This is a genomic window from Noviherbaspirillum sp. Root189 (assembly GCF_001428545.1).
Classification (GTDB): Bacteria; Pseudomonadota; Gammaproteobacteria; order Burkholderiales; family Burkholderiaceae_D; genus Noviherbaspirillum.
In genome coordinates, this window is sequence record NZ_LMHZ01000001.1 from 73,172 (window position 1) to 88,087 (window position 14,916).

Genomic DNA, 14,916 nt, shown 5'->3' on the forward strand with positions numbered 1-14,916 from the left:
AAGGGCGTTCTTTTTTGTGCCGGATTTCACCCATCAGGCCGGTAACGCCGGGGGTTTCGAACTGCAGCAATTTTGCCTAACAGGCAACGTCTTGCAAACACACGTGCACAAATCTGTTTTTTGGCGCAATATTGCACAATATGTTCTGATACATAACATAGGTGCAAAGCACCAGCGGAGCACATGGAGACAGATGCACTCAAGGTAGCCGTGGTAATGCAGCGCGTACCGCTTGCAAACCGCTGGCAACCCATTCAATGGAAGCCGATAGACATATCGGCAGATTCCGGTTTGCAAGACGGTGGTGGGCGCTGTTTACGTAACGACGAGGCCGACGCGCGCTGGCTCTTCGGCGGCTACGAGGTCCGTCTCTACACCGACGAAGCCGAAGGTTATTTTCTTAACGTCGATTCCCCCGTGCCCTGCTGGTTCATCATGTGGCGTATCGAGGACATCGACGGCGCTGAAGTCGCGGTGCCCAAACAAGTCACCCTGTCCTACAACGAAGCCGCGCGGCTGATGGATGGCGGCGAACAGGTCGATACCCTGCCGGCCTCCCCGGACATCGTTGCGCATCTGGGCGCCTTCGTCCAGCAGCACTATCGTCCCGAAGTCAAAAAGAAGCGGCGCAAGCCTTCGTTCGAAGGGGGCGCCGGCGTCGATCAGATGGCACGTGCCGAAGGAGGCAGCCATGGAAGCTGAAAGCTTCTTTGCGCGCTGGAGCAAACGCAATGCGGAAGCGGCCGAGGAAAAACAGGCTGCCATCACGGTACCGACATCTGTATCGCAGCCGGTAGCGGATGCGCAGCCAAAGCCGCCGCCAACCATTGAAGATGTCGCGACACTCACATCCGACTCCGATTTCACGCCGTTCGTCGCGCGCGGAGTCGATGAAAATGTGCGGCGCTCCGCCATGAAAAAGCTGTTCACCGATCCACATTTCAATGTGATGGACGGCCTTGATGTCTATATCGAGGACTACAACAAATTCGATCCCATTCCTCCTGCCATGCTGGCGGCGCTCAACCATGCCAAGGGATTGCTCGATCCGCTGTCGCAACTGGAGCATCCGTTGATGCGCCTGTTGCAGACACCTCCGCCGACGGAGGAAGCGAGCGCGCAAGCTGAGCCGCCTGAACACAAAGCAGTCGATAACGAACTTGCATCATCCGATATCGACGATGACGTAGACAACACCCCGGACCAGGCTTCACATGACAACCCAGTTTAAAGTCTGCAGCTGCAACCAGACGATGCCGCTTGACGCGGCGGCAGGCGCAACGCTCGGCGCGGCGCTTGACTGCAGCATTCATCCCGCGACGCAACTGTGCAGGCGCGAGGTCGGTGCTTATCTTGACAGCGTGCAAGTACAAAGTGGCGATCAGGTGGTCGTCGGCTGTACGCAGGAACAAGCGCTGTTTTCCGAACTCGCAGAGCAGAAGCTGGCGGTCGCGCCGATCCGTTTCGTCAACTTGCGTGAAACCGGCGGCTGGGGCAAAGAGGCGAAGCAATCCCTGCCTAAAATGGCGGCACTGCTTGCCGCCGCCGCATTGCCCGATCCGGAACCGGTGCCAACGGTTGAGTACGATTCCAGCGGCAATGTGCTGCTGATCGGGCCCGCCGATCGCGTGCTGCCCTGGGCAAAGCGATTGGGCAGCCAGCTCGGCGTGAATGTGTTGCTGACCTCCGGCAATGCGGACACTCCGCTGCAGGGCCGCAATTATCCAACCTATTCCGGCACAGCCATTCGTATCGATGGCTGGCTCGGCGCATTCAAGGTCAGCTGGCAGCAAGCCAACCCGATCGACCTGGAATTGTGCACGCGTTGCAATGCCTGTATCAACGCCTGCCCTGAAAATGCCATCGGCCTCGACTACCAGATCAACTTGGCTGCCTGTACCTCGCACCGCGATTGCGTGAAAGCGTGCGGTGCGATCGGTGCAATCGACTTCCAGCGCGAGGACACGGTGCGCAGCGGTGAATTTGATCTGGTGTTCGACTTGTCCGATCAGCCGTTGATTACGCTGCATCAGCCGCCGCAAGGTTATTTCGCGCCTGGCGCCGACCCATTCAGGCAAACCGAGCAGGCAATGCAGCTGACCCAGCTGGTTGGCGAGTTCAGCAAGCCCAAGTTTTTCGTCTACAAGGAAAAGATTTGCGCGCACAGCCGCAACCAGACGGTCGGCTGCAATGCCTGCGTTGAAGTGTGCTCGGCAGAAGCGATTGCGCACAACGGCAATCACATCAAGGTCAATCCCAACCTCTGTGTCGGCTGCGGCGCCTGCACCACGGTCTGCCCGTCCGGCGCATTGAGCTATGCGTATCCGCGTGCGTCCGATCTCGGTGTACGGATCAAGACCTTGCTGTCCACGTATGCAAAAGCCGGCGGCAAGCAGCCAGCATTGCTGCTGCATAACCAGGAACAAGGCGCGGATCTGATCAACCGCTTCGGCCAGCTGGCTGCCACCGGTTCTGTGCAAGGCATGCCTGCGCGCGTGATGCCGGTCGACCTGCATCATGTGGCGTCGGTCGGCATGGACACCTGGCTGAGCGCACTTTGCTACGGCGCCACCAACGTGCTGGTGCTGAGCACCGGCGACGAAGCGCCGCAATACCTGGACGCGCTGGAGGCGCAGATCGGGGTTGCGCAAACGATCCTGTCGGGTCTGGGCTACCAGGGGCAGCATATTGCCTTACTGCGCGCAACGACACCGGCGGAACTCGATGCCCAGCTGCACAAGCTGCAGCCGGCGCAAGTGCCTGCCGTGCGTGCCGTGTACAACATCGGCGCGGAAAAGCGCAGCACGCTGGATTTTGCCTTCGAGCATTTGCTCAAGCATGCACCGACAGCCAGGGAAGACATTCCCCTGCCTGCGGGCGCGCCCTTCGGTCAGGTGAAGGTGAACGCCTCGGCCTGCACGCTATGCATGTCCTGTGTCGGTGCCTGCCCGGAATCGGCGCTGCTCGACAATCCCAATCTGCCGCAGTTGCGTTTCATTGAAAAGAATTGCGTGCAGTGCGGGCTGTGCGAAAAGACTTGTCCTGAAAATGCGATCAGCCTGTCGCCGCGCCTGCTGCTCGGCGATGCAGCCAGACAGCCCGCCACGCTGAATGAGGCGCAGCCGTATCACTGTATCCGCTGCAGCAAACCGTTCGGCACCTTGCGGATGATCGAAACCATGTTGTCCAAACTGTCGCTGCATGGCGCTTTCGCCGGCAATATCGACCGGTTGAAAATGTGCTCGGACTGCAGGGTGATCGACATGATGGAAAACAAGAAGGAAACGTCGATTCTGGAATTGAAGCGATAAGTTGAAGCATGCATTGAACCGCTGATTCAAGCGTTCCAGCCTTGCAGTAATCGGATCACCAAGCAGGATGCCACCAAGTAAATTATGACCACTGCCCAGCCCTTGAAATTTGAAGCGCCCGACCAGGGCGAGGAAACCGCACGGGCCGACCTGTACGGCGTGCTGGCTTCGCTGTTCTATGCGCCGCCATCGCAACACATGCTGGAAACCATTGCCGCCGCGCCCAATGAAGGTGACGGTGTGTTGCGACAGGCATGGGGAGAAGTCTCGGCTGCCTGTGCGTCCGCAAGCGCGGAACAGGTACGCGACGAATATGATTCGCTGTTCATCGGTGTCGGCAAACCGGAGGTCATCCTGTATGGCTCGTATTACCTAGCCGGATTCATGATGGAAAAGCCGCTGGCCGCCTTGCGTACCGATCTTGCCCGCTTGGGACTGGAACGGGAGCAGCACGTCAACGAGAGTGAAGACCATATCGCGACGCTATGCGAAGTCATGCGCTACCTGATTGCATCGGACGACGTAACACATGCCAATCTGGCGACGCAGAAACAGTTTTTCGGGCAACATCTGCAGCCTTGGGTTTCTCAATTGTGCGATGCAATCGAAGCCCATCCGCAAGCGGTTTTTTATGCGCCGGTCGCCCGACTGGCAAAGGCATTTTTTGAAGTGGAGATGCAGGCATTTGATATGGCATAAGGCGGAAACCAGGCCGGCATCGATGCAAGATCGTTTGCGGAACGATCAACTTGCATGGACAAATTTTCTACCTCAATGCAATTCTCAGGAATTTGTGCTAACTTGAAGAAACAAAATAAAAAGTAGCGAGGATCGGTTTTCATCCTACTACCATTAGGAGACAGATATGGCAGATCAAACCAAGATTGCCCGCCGGACGTTCTTCGCCGGCCTGGGTCTCGCAGCGGCCGCTGGCATCGCTGCAAAAATTTCATCCAAAACCGCCATACCGGAAGTCACCGAAACGACTCCCTCCGAGCCGAAGGGTGACGGTTACCGCCTGACGGAACACGTTAAAAAGTATTACCGGACGACCACCATCTAACCGTCGAGGGAGACGATCATGCTGTTGACTCGCAAAGGCCAGTCAGGCCAGCGCTCGCCCAATCGTTTTACGTCCAGTCTGTCGGAAAGCCTGTCGCGCGCCTTGCCGACCATGGACCGCCGCACCTTCCTGAAGCGCTCGGGAATCGGCATCGGCGCAGGCATTGCTGCATCGCAGCTTAACCTGATCCAGAAAGCCCGCGCGGCCGACGGCGACAAGGCAGCCGGCGGCAAGATCGAAGTCAAGCGTACGGTCTGTACCCACTGTTCGGTCGGCTGTGCGGTCGACGCGGTCGTCGAAAACGGTGTCTGGGTCCGGCAGGAGCCGGTGTTCGATTCACCGATCAACCTGGGCGCGCATTGCGCGAAGGGTGCGGCGCTGCGCGAGCACGGCCACGGCGAGTATCGTCTCAAATACCCGATGAAGCTGGTCAACGGCAAATACCAACGCATCACCTGGGACCAGGCGCTCAACGAGATTTCCGCCAGGATGCTGGATATCCGCAAGGCATCGGGTCCGGATTCGGTGTTTTTCGTTGGCTCGTCCAAGCACAATAACGAGCAATCCGCGTTGCTGCGCAAGTTCGTCTCCTTCTTCGGCACCAATAACACCGACCACCAGGCGCGCATCTGCCACTCGACCACGGTCGCCGGCGTCGCCAATACCTGGGGCTACGGTGCGATGACGAACAGCTACAACGATATGCAGAACGCCAAGGCGGTGATGTATATCGGCTCCAACGCTGCCGAAGCCCATCCGGTCTCGATGCTGCACATGCTGCACGCGAAGGAAACCGGCACCAAGATGATCGTGGTCGACCCCCGCTTTACCCGTACCGCAGCAAAGGCCGACCAGTACATCCGCATCCGTTCCGGTTCCGACATTCCCTACCTGTACGGCATGCTGTACCACATCTTCAAGAATGGCTGGGAAGACAAGCAGTACATCAATGACCGTGTCTACGGCATGGAGAAGGTCAAAGAAGAAGTGATGAAGTGGACGCCGGACAAGGTCGAAGAAGCCTGCGGCGTACCGGAAGCGGAAGTCTTCAAGGCCGCAGAAACCATGGCGAAAAACCGCCCATCGTCGCTTGTCTGGTGCATGGGCCAAACCCAACATTCGATCGGCAATGCGATGGTGCGCGCTTCCTGCCTGGTGCAATTGGCGCTGGGCAATGTCGGTGTCGCCGGCGGCGGCGCCAACATCTTCCGCGGCCATGACAACGTACAGGGTGCCACCGACGTCGGCCCCAATCCCGACTCCCTGCCCGGCTATTACGGCCTGGCGACCGGCTCGTGGAAGCATTGGGCGGCCGTATGGGGCGTCGATTATGAATGGATCAAGAAGCAGTTCGTGTCGCAGGCGATGATGGAAAAGTCCGGCACCACGGTGTCGCGCTGGGTCGATGCGGTGATGGAAAAGAATGAACTGATCGACCAGGACAACAACGTCAAGGCGATGCTGTTCTGGGGCCATGCGCCGAATTCGCAGACACGCGGTTTGGACATGAAGAAGGCGCTCGACAAGCTCGACCTGCTGGTGGTGATCGATCCCTATCCCTCGGCTACCGCAGCGATGGCGGCAATGAAGGTTGACGGCCAGGAACTCAATCCCAATCGTGCGGTGTACCTGCTGCCTGCGGCCACGCAGTTCGAGACGTCCGGCTCGGTGACGGCTTCCAACCGCTCGCTGCAGTGGCGCGAGAAAGTGATCGAGCCGCTGTTCGAATCCCGCACCGACCACATGATCATGTATCAGCTGGCGGAAAAGCTCGGCTTCGGCAAGGAGCTGGTGGCCAAGATCAAGCTGGTGCCGGGCAAGGGCGGCATGATGGAGCCGGAACCGGAAGACATGCTGCGCGAAATCAATCGCGGCACCTGGACCATCGGCTACACAGGCCAGTCGCCGGAGCGCCTGAAGGCGCACATGCGCAACATGCATCTGTTCGATGTGAAAACCCTGCGCTGCAAGGCCGGCAAGGACGCGGCGACCGGTTACGACATGACCGGCGATTACTTCGGCCTGCCCTGGCCCTGCTACGGCACGCCGGAACTCAAGCACCCGGGCACCCACATCCTGTACAACACCAACCAGCATCTGATGGATGGCGGCGGCTGCTTCCGCGCCAACTTCGGCGTCGAGCGCGAAGGCGTCAACCTGCTGGCCGAGGATGGCTCGCATTCGGCCGGCTCCGATATCACGACCGGCTATCCGGAATTCGACCATGTGCTGCTGAAGAAGCTGGGCTGGTGGGATGACCTGACCGACGCCGAAAAGAAGGCGGCCGAAGGCAAGAACTGGAAGACCGACCTGTCCGGCGGCATCCAGCGCGTCTGCATGAAGGTGCATGGCGTGCACCCGTTCGGCAACGCGAAGGCACGCGCGGTCGTGTGGAACTTCCCTGATCCCGTACCGCTGCATCGCGAGCCGCTGTACGGCACACGCGCCGACCTGGTGGCGAAGTATCCGACGCACGACGACAAAAAGGGTTTCTGGCGCCTGCCGACGCTGTACAAGTCGGTGCAGCAAAAGAATGTCGAGACCAAGCTCTACGAAAAATTCCCGATCATCCTTACGTCGGGACGACTGGTCGAATACGAAGGCGGTGGCGAAGAGACACGCTCCAACCCCTGGCTGGCCGAACTGCAGCAGGACAACTTCGTCGAGATCAATCCGAAGGCGGCGGCAGACCGCGGCATTCGCAACGGCGAGTATGTGATCGTGTCGACACCGACCGGCGCCCGTCTCAAGGTCAAGGCGCTGGTGACGCCGCGCGTCGGTCCGGACACGGCGTTCATTCCCTTCCACTTCTCCGGCTGGTGGCAAGGCAAGGACATGCTCGAGTATTACCCGGAAGGCGCGGCGCCGGTGGTGCGCGGTGAAGCGGTGAATACGGCGACCACGTACGGCTACGACTCGGTGACCATGATGCAGGAAACCAAGACCACGATTTGCAACATCGAACGCTTTACTGCCTGACGGAGAAACGACATGGCACGAATGAAATTTATCTGCGACTCGGAGCGCTGCATCGAGTGCAATAGCTGCGTCACTGCATGCAAGAACGAGCATGAAGTCCCGTGGGGCGTCAACCGCCGGCGCGTGGTCACCATCAATGACGGCGTGATCGGCCAGGAAAAATCGGTGTCGGTGGCCTGCATGCATTGTTCCGATGCGCCCTGCATGGCGGTCTGCCCGGTCGACTGCTTCTACCGCACTGATGAAGGTGTGGTCCTGCACAACAAGGACACCTGCATCGGCTGCGGTTACTGCTCGTATGCCTGCCCGTTCGGCGCACCGCAATTCCCGTCCAGCGGCGAATTCGGCCTGCGTGGCAAGATGGACAAGTGCACGTTCTGTGCCGGCGGTCCGGAGGAAAACGGCTCCAAGGCAGAGTTCGACAAGTATGGCCGCAACCGTCTGTCCGAGGGCAAGCTGCCGGCCTGCGCGGAAATGTGCTCGACCAAGGCGCTGCTTGGCGGCGACGGCGATATGGTGGCGGACATCTTCCGGAACCGTGTCCTGCGTCGCGGCAAGGGCAGCGAAGTCTGGGGTTGGGGCACCGCCTATGGCAAAGCCCCGAATGGGGAAGCCAAGCCGGAAGGGAAGAAATCATGAGACTGGCACTGATATTGGCAGGATTGGCTGGTTCTGCAGCCTTGCTGGCGGGCTGCGGCGAAAAGGATCAGATCATGAGCAAGGACACGACCAACCGCAGTGATGTCGCGCCGTGGCAAGGGGCGAAGAATGCCTATCTGGCAAAGGGCTGGTCGCCCGGCGATCAGAAAAGCTGGGAAACGCAGCTGCGCACGCGCGGACAGGCTCAGAATGAGTATGTGAAAGTGAATTGAGCATTGAGCGTCAGGTAAAAAATCCGCTGCTGTCCGGTCGAGCAACATGAAGGCTCCCTCCCCCTCCAAGGGGGAAGGTTGGGATGGGGGTTGGGTGATCAAGCTAACACCGTTGATAACTCGACCGCACTACCCCCACCCTAGCCCTCCCCCTGCAAGGAGGAGGGAACCGTAAGCGGTGGAATTGCCGCCCATGAAGGGAAACATCATGAATAAATGGATTACCGCCCTCACCCTGTCGACGATGCTGTCGGCCGGTATCGCGTTCGCCCAGGACGCCAAGGCACCCGCCGCCCAACCGGCTCCGCCCCCCGCTTCCGCACCTGCGGCCACGGCACCGGCAGCCGCGCCGAACGTCGAGTCGATCGACATTCTGAAACAGAACCAGGCCGAACGTACGCGCGACCAGCCTGGCAACAACGCGCCGACCTGGCGCATCGTCAAGGAAGGCACGAACAATTATTCCAGCCTTCCCGGTGCGGAAATGGGCGTGCTGATTCAGCCCAAGGCACAATTTCTTGGCCAGGACCGGGCGGTGACCGCCGGCGAAGCATGGCGACAATACCGTAACGGCCCGCTGACCTCGTTCGGCGGCTGGCTATTGGTGCTCGCCATCGTGGTCCTGGCGGTCATCTACTTCGTCAAGGGCCAGGTCAAACTCAAGGAAGGACGCACTGGCCGCCTGATCGAGCGCTTTACTTCGCTTGAACGGATCTCGCACTGGACCGTGGCGATCACCTTCCTGACGCTGGCGCTGTCGGGACTGATCCTTCTGTTCGGCAAATACATATTGATGCCGGTATTCGGCCACACACTATTTAGCTGGCTTGCCTATGCCTGCAAGAATATCCATAACTTTGTCGGCCCCTTGTTCTCGTTGTCGCTGATCGTGATGTTCGTCATCTACGTGAAGGACAACTTTCCGCAGCGCGGCGATGGCAAATGGCTGGCGCGGCTGGGCGGCATGGTCGGCAAGGAGCATGTCAGTGCCGGTCGCTTCAATGCCGGCGAAAAACTCTGGTTCTGGGGCGGCGTCGTGGCGCTTGGCCTGATCGTCAGTGCGTCCGGCTTTGTGCTCAACATGCTGGTGCCCGGCATCCTCTACACGCGCGGCACCATGCAGATCGCCAACATCATTCACCTGATCGCCGCAGTGCTGTTCGTTGCGATGTCGTTCGGACACATCTACCTCGGTACCATCGGCATGGAAGGCGCGTACACCGCGATGCGCACTGGCTACGTTGACGATACCTGGGCCAGGGAACACCATGAATTGTGGTACCAGCAGGTCGAAAGCGGCGAAATTCCGCGTGTACGTACCCAGGAGAGACCGGCCAATGTGTTGCCGGCCAGGCCGTCAAAAGCCTGAAGTCAAAAGTCTGGTCTGAAGGAAGGCAAGAGAGGACATCATGAAAAAAAGCTTAGCCCTGTTGATCGTACTGGCTTGCGGCGCTTCCGCCGTGCAGGCGAAACTGCCACCGCCAACGCCTGAAGCCAAGGCGGCGGCCGATGCCGCCAAGGACAAGACCGCCTGGAGCGACAAGGTCGCCAGCTACAAACTTTGCCTGGTACAGGACAAGGTCGCTACGCAATATCTGAAGAGCAAGGAAGGGGCGAAGAAGCCGACCGTGGAAACCCCGCCATGCACCGATCCTGGACCTTATGTACCGACGACGGCCGGTGCAGCGCCTGCCCCTGCACCGGGCTCCGCAGCCGGAGGCACTACAGCCGCAGCCGCCGCGCCTGCGGGCAAGCCTGCAAGCCCGCAGGCAAGTGTTGCTCCGGCGAATGCAAATGCAAATTCCAATGCCAATGCAGCCGCAGCCGCAAACGCGAATTCCAGCGCAACGCCCGCCGAGCCTGCCAAGAAGTAAGAGCGGATTCGCTGATACACTCGTTGCTGTTCGCAGCAGAAAAGTCCGAAGCATGCCACGCCGTCCTCACCTGACCAATGCCGCCGCCCCTCTCACGCAGGAAGTCGAGGTGATGGATGAACGCGGCAGGTTGTCCACCATTTCGATTCCCTCCGAACGGCCGCTGACCGTCTATGTCGACAAGCGCGAGCTGGTGACGCTGATGACGCTGGGCAGCGCGCCGGAAGCATTAACGCTCGGCTATCTGCGCAACCAGCGCCTAGTCAAGTCGATCGAAGATATCGAATCGGTCACGGTCGATTGGGAAGTCGATGCGGTCGCCGTCAAAACCTTTACCGGCATTGCCGACATCGAAGAGCGCACCTCGAAAAAGGTGGTCACCACCGGCTGCGGCCAGGGGTCGGTATTCGGCGGCCTGATGGATGAAGTCGACAAGATTTCCCTGCCTGCCGACGCAAGGCTGCGCCAGTCGACGCTCTACAAGATCGTCGATACCATCCGTACCCAGCAATCGATTTACAAACAGGCCGGCTCGGTGCACGGCTGCGCACTGTTTTCTTCCGACGGCGAGATGCTGTATTTCGTCGAGGATGTCGGACGCCACAACGCGGTCGATTCGATTGCCGGCCGCATGTGGCTCGACGATATCGGCGGCGGCGACAAGGTGTTTTACACGACCGGACGGCTGACTTCCGAGATGGTGATCAAGGGCGCGCAGATGGGCATTCCCTTCCTGCTGTCCCGCTCTGGGACCACGCAGATGGGACATATGGTGGCCGAACGCCTGGGCATGACCTTGCTGGCGCGTTGCACCGGCAAGCATTTCCTGGCCCTGACCGGACGCGATCGCCTGATCATGGAAACGCATCTGGCCGACGTGCTGCGGGTCGCTTGATGCCAGTGCTTTTGCCGTATTCGCTGCCGGCGGGCGATATTGAAGCGAAGGCGCGGACGTCGATTTAATGCCATCTACGCAACGCCTCGATAGCCTGCTGGCCTGGTTTTTTGTCATCGTCTGGGGTTCAGGCTACCTCGCCAGCAAGACCGGCCTGCAATACGCGGCGCCTTTCACTTTTCTCTCATTACGTTATGGCTTTGGCGTGCTGTGCCTGATTCCCTGGGTGCTGCTGTCGCGGCCATCATGGCCATCCAGTCCGCGTGAGTTTTTGCATATCTGCATCGCAGGCCTGATGATGCATGCGATCAACCTCAGCGGCAGCCATTATGCGCAATACCTCGGCATGTCCGCAGGCATCACTGCATTGATGCTGGCGACGCAGCCGCTATTTACCGCGGCTATTGCGCATTTACTCATGGGCGAGCACCTCAAGCCACAGCAATGGCTGGGCGTACTGCTCGGCCTGGCCGGTGTCGCACTGGTGGTCTGGCACAAGATCAACTTCAATGCAGGGGGTGCGGCAAGCCTGTTGGCGGTGAGCGTATCGCTGGTGGCGATTACCTGCGGCACGCTGTACCAGCGCAGTTTCTGTAGGACGGCCGACTTGCGCAGTTCGGCTTTCATCCAGTTCGTACTGTCCTTGCTGGTGCTGGCACCGCTCGCCTGGTCGGTCGAAGGCTTTGTGATCCGCTGGAGCTGGCCGTTGCTATGGTCGGTGGTGTTGCTGGTGATTTTTGCCTCCATCCTTGCCGTGAATGCGCTGCACACCCTGATGCGCCGCGGCCATGCTGCCAAGGTGACCAGCCTGTTTTTTCTGACGCCTGTCGTGGCAGTATTGCTGGAATGGGCCATGTTTGGCGTGGTGCCGACCTGGCTGAGCGTGATCGGCATTGCGGTCACCTGTGCCGGCGTGGCGCTGGTCTCGGGTACACCGGTTGCATCAGGTACAGCGGCAAGAAGGGCGTGAGCCTATGGAAACTGAGTGGCAACCGACCGGCAACCGAGGCCGGCATTTTCAGGCATTGCAATGCGCCGATCTCTGGCAAACTTATACCAATTCTTATATTTCAGGCGTTAGGGGGTTGGGATTGGCGTTCATCCTGTGGACACCGCCCCCATTCGCCGCCCGGCCTGATAGTCCTATCTTATGCATCTGCTTGACGCCATCCGTGACGCTTTTGCCCTGCTCCTGTCCGGGAATGCGGAGCTATGGCAAGTCATCTGGGTATCACTCAAGACGACCGTCCTCGCCTTGCTGCTGGCCACGCCGGCCTCCGTCATCTTCGGTTACCTGATCGCCGCACGTACGTTTGCGGGGCGACGGGTGGCCATCTGGCTGGTGCAGACCTCCTTGTCGCTGCCTACCGTGCTGATCGGCTTGCTGCTCTACCTGATGCTGTCGCGCCAGGGCCCGCTGGGCGATTTCCGCTGGCTGTTTTCGCAGTCGGGCATCATCGCCGGACAAATGCTGATTGCCTTGCCGGTCATGACGGCGTTCACGCTGGCTGCCGTGCAGGCCGCGGACAACCGGCTGGCGGAAACCGCCGTCACACTTGGTGCATCGCCCTGGCGCGTGATGCGTACCGTGTTGTATGAAGTACGCTTTGGCGTGATGGCAGCCATCATCAGCGGCTTCGGCCGGGTGATCTCGGAAGTCGGCTGCGCGATCATGGTCGGCGGGAATATCGAAGGCGACACGCGAACCATTACCACCGCCATCGCCTTGCAGACCAGCAAGGGTGAATTTGCACAAGGCATCGCGCTCGGCATGGTGCTGGTCGCCATCGCGCTGCTGATCAATGCGGCGTTGGTGTTGTTGCAAGGTGATGCACATGCAGCAAGGGGCGCGACATGACTTCACTGCTCACGTTGCATCAGCTCTCCAAGCGCTTTGGCGAGCGCCAGCTATTCAATATCGAGCAACTGCAGATCCGGCAGGCGACGGCCTATGTACTGACAGGTCTCAACGGCGCAGGCAAGAGCACACTGCTGCGTGTGCTCGCGGGACTGGAGCCGGCGGACGCGGCACGTGTGACTTTTCTCGACAGCGAAGTCCGGTTGGCGCCCTATCCCCGCGACATGCGTGAAGCCATTGTCTATGTGCACCAGCATCCGGTAATGTTTTCGACCAGCGTGGCAGACAACATCGGATACGGGTTGGTATCGCGCGGCGTGCCGAAACCGGAGGTCGCACGTCGTGTCGAGGAAGCGATGCAGTGGGCCGGCGTCGGTCACCTGCGCGACAGCAAGCCAACCGTGCTGTCTGGCGGCGAAAAACAGCGCATCGCGCTGGCCCGCGCCAAGGTGCTGGCGCCGAAGCTGCTGTTGCTCGACGAGCCGACCGCCAACCTTGACGGCGCAGCGCGCGAACAGGTGATTGCACTGATCCCATCGCTGACTGCCAGTGGCAGCAGCGTCATCATGGCCTGCCATGACCGCGATCTGATTGCGCTGTCCGGCGTGCAGCGACTGAAACTGAGAGATGGACGGCTGCAGGCGAGACAGCAGCGCATCCGTGTCGCCTAGCGGGGCGAATCATTTTTTAATAGGAGTCCGACACCATGCGCATCCGTATCGCCGCCTTGCTTTCGACCCTGCTGCTTGTCGCGCCTTTGACGATGGCGCAGCAGGTATTGAAACTTTCCACGACAACCAGCACCGAGAATTCCGGCCTGCTCAAATTCATGCTGCCGGCGTTTGAACAAAAGTCCGGGCTCAAGGTACAAGTCATTTCGGTCGGTACCGGCAAGGCGCTGGAACTGGCGAAAAATGGCGACGTCGATGTGACCCTGGTCCATGCGCGTCCTTCCGAGGACAAGTTCGTCGCCGAAGGGCATGGCGTCAATCGACGCGACGTGATGTACAACGATTTCATCCTGGTCGGTCCCACCTCGGACCCGGCGGGGATCAAGGGCATGCGCGATGTCCACGCGGCACTCAAGAAAATTGTCTCGTCGGGGGCGCGCTTCATTTCGCGCGGCGACAATTCCGGCACCGACCAGATGGAAAAAGCTTATTGGAACGAAATCGGCGCCAAGCCGACCGGCAGTGCGTACGTGTCCGCCGGTCTGGGCATGGGCGAAGTGCTGAACATGGCGGCCGAACTGCAGGGGTACACGCTGACCGACCGCGCCACCTATGTTGCCTACCGCGCTAAAACCGGCCTTGCCATCGACGTCGAGGGCGACCGGAAGATGTTCAATCCCTACGGCATCATCGCGGTCAACCCCGCGCGCCACAAAGACGCCAACTACAAGGGAGCAATGCAGCTGATCGAGTGGATCACGTCAGACGCCGGTCAGCAACGCATTGCCGACTTCCGGGTGGAGGGACAGCAATTGTTCTTTCCTTCGGCCGGGCGGTAAGGAAAGCGGAGCGAATTGTCACTCTGGCCACTCCGCCTCGTCCACTATTTTTTCTCGCCGACGCTGCTGGCGGGGCCGGTGGTATCGGGCGTAGAGTGATTATTCACCTGCCCTGAATGCGGCAGCGAGTTCTGCTCCTGCCCCTTGCTTAACGCTGCGGGATTGGCCTGGGTCGGCGTATTGGCGTCGCCACTGTTGGGCGCGTTCGCGACTTTTGGTGGTATCGCCGCATCGGAAGCGGGCATCTGGTTGGGCGGCAAGGCGACCGATTTGCCGGGGTTTTCCGCCGCACCGGTATTGGCAGACGTATTGGCCGATGCATTGGTCGACGTATTGGCCGCAGTACTCGGGCCAGTAATGGCAGAGGTTTTCGGTTCGGGTGTTTTCTGGCAACCGGCAATCAGTGCAAGTGCTGCGCCGGCAAGCAAGAGATGGCGATAAAGGATCATGATGAGCTCCGTGCAAAGCGGGTTGACCGGCATCAGCGCTCGGAATGATTCGGTTAGCGAGGACCGGATTCGTTAATTTTTGACTAAGTTTTTTACTTCCGGTTC

Annotated in this window: 16 protein-coding genes; 15 read left to right on the forward strand and 1 reads right to left on the reverse strand. The window is 59.7% G+C overall.

Going from position 1 to position 14,916, the window contains the following annotated elements; genetic code table 11:
• Positions 1 to 183: 183 nt before the first annotated feature.
• The 15 genes from ASE07_RS00345 (at position 184) to ASE07_RS00415 (ending at position 14,362) form a co-directional block, all read left to right on the forward strand.
• Positions 184 to 702, forward strand: a complete 519-nt coding sequence (locus tag ASE07_RS00345) for a DUF3305 domain-containing protein (RefSeq protein WP_057288810.1) — start codon at positions 184 to 186, stop codon at positions 700 to 702.
• Positions 692 to 1,231: a DUF3306 domain-containing protein gene (locus ASE07_RS00350; RefSeq protein ID WP_057288811.1), complete on the forward strand. Its 540-nt coding sequence runs from the start codon at positions 692 to 694 to the stop codon at positions 1,229 to 1,231. Before ASE07_RS00345 ends, ASE07_RS00350 begins: the two co-directional genes overlap by 11 nt.
• Entirely contained in the window at positions 1,215 to 3,311 is a 2,097-nt protein-coding gene (locus tag ASE07_RS00355; protein WP_082583865.1) for a 4Fe-4S binding protein, read from the forward strand. Before ASE07_RS00350 ends, ASE07_RS00355 begins: the two co-directional genes overlap by 17 nt.
• Before the next feature lie 84 nt (positions 3,312 to 3,395).
• Entirely contained in the window at positions 3,396 to 4,010 is a 615-nt protein-coding gene (locus ASE07_RS00360) for a TorD/DmsD family molecular chaperone (RefSeq protein ID WP_057288813.1), read from the forward strand.
• 166 nt (positions 4,011 to 4,176) lie between these two features.
• Positions 4,177 to 4,374, forward strand: a complete 198-nt coding sequence (locus ASE07_RS00365; protein WP_057288814.1) for a hypothetical protein — start codon at positions 4,177 to 4,179, stop codon at positions 4,372 to 4,374.
• Between the two features lie 18 nt (positions 4,375 to 4,392).
• Positions 4,393 to 7,353, forward strand: coding sequence for a formate dehydrogenase subunit alpha (locus tag ASE07_RS00370; protein WP_057288815.1), 2,961 nt, complete (start codon positions 4,393 to 4,395; stop codon positions 7,351 to 7,353).
• Between the two features lie 12 nt (positions 7,354 to 7,365).
• A complete protein-coding gene (fdh3B, locus tag ASE07_RS00375) occupies positions 7,366 to 7,992 on the forward strand; it encodes a formate dehydrogenase FDH3 subunit beta (RefSeq protein WP_057288816.1) in 627 nt (208 codons plus the stop codon).
• A complete protein-coding gene (locus ASE07_RS00380; RefSeq protein WP_156396310.1) occupies positions 7,989 to 8,225 on the forward strand; it encodes a hypothetical protein in 237 nt (78 codons plus the stop codon). The genes fdh3B and ASE07_RS00380 overlap by 4 nt, the downstream gene beginning before the upstream one ends.
• Before the next feature lie 208 nt (positions 8,226 to 8,433).
• Entirely contained in the window at positions 8,434 to 9,594 is a 1,161-nt protein-coding gene (locus ASE07_RS00385) for a formate dehydrogenase subunit gamma (protein WP_057289053.1), read from the forward strand.
• 40 nt (positions 9,595 to 9,634) lie between these two features.
• On the forward strand, positions 9,635 to 10,099 hold the full coding sequence (locus tag ASE07_RS00390) for a hypothetical protein (protein WP_200960853.1): 465 nt from the start codon (positions 9,635 to 9,637) through the stop codon (positions 10,097 to 10,099).
• A 52-nt stretch (positions 10,100 to 10,151) separates the two neighbouring features.
• Positions 10,152 to 10,994: a formate dehydrogenase accessory sulfurtransferase FdhD gene (locus tag ASE07_RS00395; protein ID WP_057288817.1), complete on the forward strand. Its 843-nt coding sequence runs from the start codon at positions 10,152 to 10,154 to the stop codon at positions 10,992 to 10,994.
• A 67-nt stretch (positions 10,995 to 11,061) separates the two neighbouring features.
• The gene (locus ASE07_RS00400; protein ID WP_057288818.1) at positions 11,062 to 11,964 is read left to right on the forward strand and encodes a DMT family transporter; all 903 of its coding nucleotides are present in this window, start codon (positions 11,062 to 11,064) and stop codon (positions 11,962 to 11,964) included.
• Between the two features lie 180 nt (positions 11,965 to 12,144).
• Positions 12,145 to 12,852 carry an ABC transporter permease gene (locus ASE07_RS00405; RefSeq protein WP_057288819.1) on the forward strand — a complete coding sequence of 236 codons (708 nt, stop codon included), beginning with the start codon at positions 12,145 to 12,147 and terminating at the stop codon, positions 12,850 to 12,852.
• Positions 12,849 to 13,523 (forward strand): energy-coupling factor ABC transporter ATP-binding protein, encoded by a 675-nt coding sequence (locus ASE07_RS00410; RefSeq protein WP_057288820.1) that lies wholly within the window; start codon positions 12,849 to 12,851, stop codon positions 13,521 to 13,523. Before ASE07_RS00405 ends, ASE07_RS00410 begins: the two co-directional genes overlap by 4 nt.
• Positions 13,524 to 13,558: 35 nt before the next feature.
• On the forward strand, positions 13,559 to 14,362 hold the full coding sequence (locus ASE07_RS00415) for a substrate-binding domain-containing protein (RefSeq protein WP_057288821.1): 804 nt from the start codon (positions 13,559 to 13,561) through the stop codon (positions 14,360 to 14,362).
• Positions 14,363 to 14,406: 44 nt separating this feature from the next.
• Here the strand turns inward: ASE07_RS00415 and ASE07_RS00420 are convergent, their stop codons facing one another.
• Positions 14,407 to 14,811 carry a hypothetical protein gene (locus tag ASE07_RS00420; RefSeq protein ID WP_057288822.1) on the reverse strand — a complete coding sequence of 135 codons (405 nt, stop codon included), beginning with the start codon at positions 14,809 to 14,811 and terminating at the stop codon, positions 14,407 to 14,409.
• Positions 14,812 to 14,916: the final 105 nt, after the last annotated feature.

Excerpts from the sequence above, each read along its gene's own strand:
- ASE07_RS00350 (WP_057288811.1), top strand. The coding sequence starts at position 692 with ATGGAAGCTGAAAGCTTCTTTGCGCGCTGGAGCAAACGCAATGCGGAA.
- ASE07_RS00390 (WP_200960853.1), top strand. The coding sequence starts at position 9,635 with ATGAAAAAAAGCTTAGCCCTGTTGATCGTACTGGCTTGCGGCGCTTCC.
- ASE07_RS00415 (WP_057288821.1), top strand. The coding sequence starts at position 13,559 with ATGCGCATCCGTATCGCCGCCTTGCTTTCGACCCTGCTGCTTGTCGCG.
- ASE07_RS00420 (WP_057288822.1), bottom strand. The coding sequence starts at position 14,811 with ATGATCCTTTATCGCCATCTCTTGCTTGCCGGCGCAGCACTTGCACTG.
- ASE07_RS00405 (WP_057288819.1), top strand. The coding sequence starts at position 12,145 with ATGCATCTGCTTGACGCCATCCGTGACGCTTTTGCCCTGCTCCTGTCC.
- ASE07_RS00355 (WP_082583865.1), top strand. The coding sequence starts at position 1,215 with ATGACAACCCAGTTTAAAGTCTGCAGCTGCAACCAGACGATGCCGCTT.
- ASE07_RS00345 (WP_057288810.1), top strand. The coding sequence starts at position 184 with ATGGAGACAGATGCACTCAAGGTAGCCGTGGTAATGCAGCGCGTACCG.
- ASE07_RS00395 (WP_057288817.1), top strand. The coding sequence starts at position 10,152 with ATGCCACGCCGTCCTCACCTGACCAATGCCGCCGCCCCTCTCACGCAG.
- ASE07_RS00365 (WP_057288814.1), top strand. The coding sequence starts at position 4,177 with ATGGCAGATCAAACCAAGATTGCCCGCCGGACGTTCTTCGCCGGCCTG.
- ASE07_RS00385 (WP_057289053.1), top strand. The coding sequence starts at position 8,434 with ATGAATAAATGGATTACCGCCCTCACCCTGTCGACGATGCTGTCGGCC.
- ASE07_RS00370 (WP_057288815.1), top strand. The coding sequence starts at position 4,393 with ATGCTGTTGACTCGCAAAGGCCAGTCAGGCCAGCGCTCGCCCAATCGT.
- ASE07_RS00360 (WP_057288813.1), top strand. The coding sequence starts at position 3,396 with ATGACCACTGCCCAGCCCTTGAAATTTGAAGCGCCCGACCAGGGCGAG.
- fdh3B (WP_057288816.1), top strand. The coding sequence starts at position 7,366 with ATGGCACGAATGAAATTTATCTGCGACTCGGAGCGCTGCATCGAGTGC.
- ASE07_RS00380 (WP_156396310.1), top strand. The coding sequence starts at position 7,989 with ATGAGACTGGCACTGATATTGGCAGGATTGGCTGGTTCTGCAGCCTTG.
- ASE07_RS00400 (WP_057288818.1), top strand. The coding sequence starts at position 11,062 with ATGCCATCTACGCAACGCCTCGATAGCCTGCTGGCCTGGTTTTTTGTC.
- ASE07_RS00410 (WP_057288820.1), top strand. The coding sequence starts at position 12,849 with ATGACTTCACTGCTCACGTTGCATCAGCTCTCCAAGCGCTTTGGCGAG.